Origin of the sequence: Marinobacter sp. (genome assembly GCF_041686475.1) — a bacterium.
GTDB lineage: Bacteria > Pseudomonadota > Gammaproteobacteria > Pseudomonadales > Oleiphilaceae > Marinobacter.
The window spans coordinates 1-3565 of the sequence record NZ_JAWLDU010000122.1 but is presented as its reverse complement, the minus strand read 5'-3'; the positions used below and the strand labels follow the sequence as shown (position 1 = coordinate 3565).

Sequence of the window (3565 nt, the reverse complement as noted above, 5' to 3'; positions counted from 1 at the left end):
TGCCCTGCTATTAGGTTTGACCCTTGCCTCTCTCTCCGCATGCGCACAAACCAATTCAGACCTTACGGCGGCATACTCAGGCATGAAATTCCAAGTGCCTGGCTCGCCCGTCATTGTTGGTTCGCTTGGCGCCAACAATGACATCCTTTTGATCAAGTATTCCGACACTGTCGGCAAACAATACATCAGCTTCGGTACTGAGAACTCACTCGATTCTGGCGGGTGCGATTGGCCCGAGTTTTTCGAGGAAACTCTATCGGAAAAGGAATCTTATGACTGTGATGAGGCCAGCGTAGAATCTTTTAAGAGTGTGTTTGTTGAAGATGCAGATGCGGGCGCCTGGAGCGCGCCAGAAAGGACTTATTACCATTTCCTGTCAGACCAAAAATCGTCTTTTGTTTTCTTTCAATCCAGCAACGGAAATCTGATAAAACTGGAGTCTGATTTTCTCGATTCTGAAGGTTTTCGAAAGGTACTGGGAGACAAATAGATTCCCTCGGAACCAGAAATACACCGACCCAGGAAACCAAATGGAGCCCAGACATATGACAAAGCATACCCCTGTCATACTAATCACCGGCGGCGCCCAGGGCATCGGCAAAGGTGTTGCCGCCCATTTTCTGAACAAGAGCTGGCGAGTGGTGATCCTGGACCAGAATGCAGAAGCCATCAGCGTCTGCAGGCAGGATTTCGCTGATCCGGACAACCTGCTACTGATCACCGCGGATGTATCCCGCGAGCCCGACGTAGCCGCGGCCGTAGAGGAAGCCACGCGATGGGGCCCGGGCCTGGACGCTCTGGTCAATAATGCGGGGATAGCCGATCCACATACTGGCCCCATAGAAACGCTTGAACTGGATCAGTGGCAACGGCGAATCGACGTCAATCTGACAGGCGCCTTTTTATTGGCAAAGCACGCATTACCGCACCTGCGCCAACGCCAAGGCAGCATCGTCAGCATAGCCTCAACCCGGGCTCTGCAGTCCGAGCCCAATAGCGAGGCGTATGCAGCAAGCAAAGGCGGCCTGATCGCCCTGACCCACGCTCTGGCCATAAGCCTGGGGCCCGATGTGCGAGCCAACAGCATCAGCCCCGGCTGGATAGATGTCACTGCCTGGCAGGCTCATGCCGTCTCTGAACCGGACCCTCTATCTGCCACCGACCATGAGCAACACCCCAGCGGGCGCGTAGGCAAACCCGAGGACGTCGCAGCTATGGTGGCCTATCTGGTCTCGCCGGACGCCCGCTTTGTGACCGGTCAGAACTTCGTGATCGACGGCGGCATGACCCGGAAAATGATTTATGAGGACTAGGCTGGGGTCAGACCCCAAGACATTTGGTTCAGCAAAACGACATGGGGTCTGACCCCATAAGCGAGGAACCATGGAATTCACTTTCCTGGGCACATCCGCCGGAGCACCCACACGGTCGCGCAACGTCACCGGCCTGGCCCTTTGCCACTCCGGCCCCAAACCCTGGTACCTGGTGGACTGTGGCGAAGGCACGCAGCACCAGTTGATGCGCACTCGCTACTCGGTGATGCAGTTGCGGGCCATATTCATCACCCACATCCACGGCGACCACACCTTCGGTTTGCCGGGGCTGCTGACCAGTGCCTCCATGCTCGGCCGTACGGAGCCACTTGATATCATCGCTCCCGTCCAGGTGCAGCGTTTTATCACCGCCGTGATGGATAACAGCGACTCCACCCTGGGCTACCCCCTGAATTTCATAGACTCCGAAGCGCCCGACTTCCACTGGCAGGATGAGCAGTTCAGCGTGAGCGCCGTAGCGCTGTCCCATCGCGTTTCCTGTCGCGCTTATGTGTTCACCGAAACGAGGCTGGAGCGACAGCTGCTGCAGGACAAACTCCGCAAGGATGGTATCGAGCCAGGCCCCGGATGGGGCGAATTGCAGAAAGGGAACAGTGTTCTGCTGGAGGACGGCCGCCTGCTCCGAAGTGACGATTACACGCAGATTCCGCGCACTGCCCGCCGCCTGATCGTCGCCGGCGACAACGACACCCCGGCCCTGCTCGCCGAGGCCTGCGAAGGCACCCATGTGCTGATCCACGAGGCCACCTACACCCAGGACGTAGCCGACCGCGTCGGGCCATGGCCTCAACACAGCTCCGCGGGACAGGTGGCAAAATTTGCCCAGCAGGCACAGCTTCCCAACCTGGTGCTGACTCACTTCAGCTCCCGTTACCAGTCGGGGCCTGGCGGCACGCCTCATATCAACCAACTAGCGGCCGAAGCCATGCAGCACTATCAGGGCCAGCTGTTCCTGGCTCGGGATTTCGATACCTACAGGCTGGCGAAGGATTTATCGCTGAGCTGCCTGACAACCGAAACCGCGGCGCCATGACCCGCAAGATGATTTACGAGGTATAGTGCCCCCATGAATTATCCACAGCGCATTGTCTGCCTTACCGAAGAAACCACAGAAACCCTCTACGCCATCGGCGCCGAGGACCGCATCGTCGGAATATCCGGGTTTACCGTGAGACCCGAGAGAGCCCGGAAGGAAAAGCCGAAAGTCTCCGCATTTACCTCCGCCAAGATCGGGCGAATCCTGGAATTAAAGCCTGACCTGGTGGTGGGATTTTCCGACATGCAGGCGGACATTGCAGCCGAACTGGTACGCAGCGGCGTGGCCGTGCATATTTTTAACCAGCGCACCGTCGCCGGCATCCTGTCCATGATCCGAACCCTCGGCGGCATGCTGGGCCTGGCCGAGCAAACCGACGCCTACGCTCAAGAGCTGTCCGACCAGGTGGAAGCAATAAGAGCAGAACGAAGTAAGGGCAAAGGCGCGAGAGCCACCCGCCCCCGAGTCTACTTCGAAGAATGGGGCGACCCGATGATCACCGGTATTGGCTGGGTGTCCGAACTGATCGGCATTGCCGGTGGCGAGGATATTTTCCCGGAACGGGCTGCCGAGCCGGGCGCCAGGGAACGCATCATCGAGAACCCCGAAGACGTCATCGCCCGCAAACCGGACATCATCATCGGTTCCTGGTGCGGCCGAAAATTCCGCCCTGAGCAAGTGGCCGAGCGCCCCGGTTGGGCCGATATACCGGCCGTGGCCAACAACCACCTTTACGAAATCAAGTCACCGCTGATTCTTCAGCCCGGGCCGGCGGCGCTGAGGGATGGGCTGGATGCCCTGTGTGGGATTATTGACAGGGCGTGAGCGAACCAACTCCCTTGAAGCCTAGAAACTCAATCTGTCTCGGATTTCCTTTCACGCAGCGCGAGGCGATCCATTACCCCCATCGGACTCCAGAGTCCATGTCATCCCTAATGCGCGTCCCGCCTTCACAAGCGTGGTGATCGTTACACCGGTATCCTTCTCATCAAGCAGGCGATTTACCACAGTACGGCTAGTGTGCATTTTCTGGGCGAGCTGAGACTTGTTCACACCCGTCTGCCCCATTGCCTGCTGAATCTGCCAAACGATGACCCGTTTCAGCGCCTCCGCTTCTGCCTGTTCGAGTGTGCCATCGGACTCGAGCAGATCATTGAGAGAGCTGCCAACGTGCTTATGCTGTGTCATTTTCCTG

The 3565-nt window shown here is 58.0% G+C and carries 5 protein-coding genes; 4 read left to right on the top strand and 1 reads right to left on the bottom strand.

What is annotated here, in order from left to right; translation table 11 throughout:
* The 4 genes from ACESMB_RS14960 to ACESMB_RS14945 all read left to right on the top strand — a co-directional run.
* A partial coding sequence (locus ACESMB_RS14960; protein WP_372971984.1) for a hypothetical protein occupies positions 1 to 490 on the top strand: 490 nt, incomplete at its 5' end.
* Between the two features lie 55 nt (positions 491 to 545).
* On the top strand, positions 546 to 1313 hold the full coding sequence (locus ACESMB_RS14955; protein ID WP_372971983.1) for an SDR family oxidoreductase: 768 nt from the start codon (positions 546 to 548) through the stop codon (positions 1311 to 1313).
* Positions 1314 to 1383: 70 nt separating this feature from the next.
* A complete protein-coding gene (locus ACESMB_RS14950) occupies positions 1384 to 2367 on the top strand; it encodes a ribonuclease Z (RefSeq protein ID WP_372971982.1) in 984 nt (327 codons plus the stop codon).
* A gap of 33 nt (positions 2368 to 2400) precedes the next feature.
* Positions 2401 to 3195: a cobalamin-binding protein gene (locus ACESMB_RS14945; protein WP_372971981.1), complete on the top strand. Its 795-nt coding sequence runs from the start codon at positions 2401 to 2403 to the stop codon at positions 3193 to 3195.
* 51 nt (positions 3196 to 3246) lie between these two features.
* Here ACESMB_RS14945 and ACESMB_RS14940 read toward each other — a convergent pair.
* Positions 3247 to 3565, bottom strand: a 319-nt coding sequence (locus ACESMB_RS14940) for a helix-turn-helix domain-containing protein (RefSeq protein ID WP_372971980.1), incomplete at its 5' end; no start/stop codon positions are given.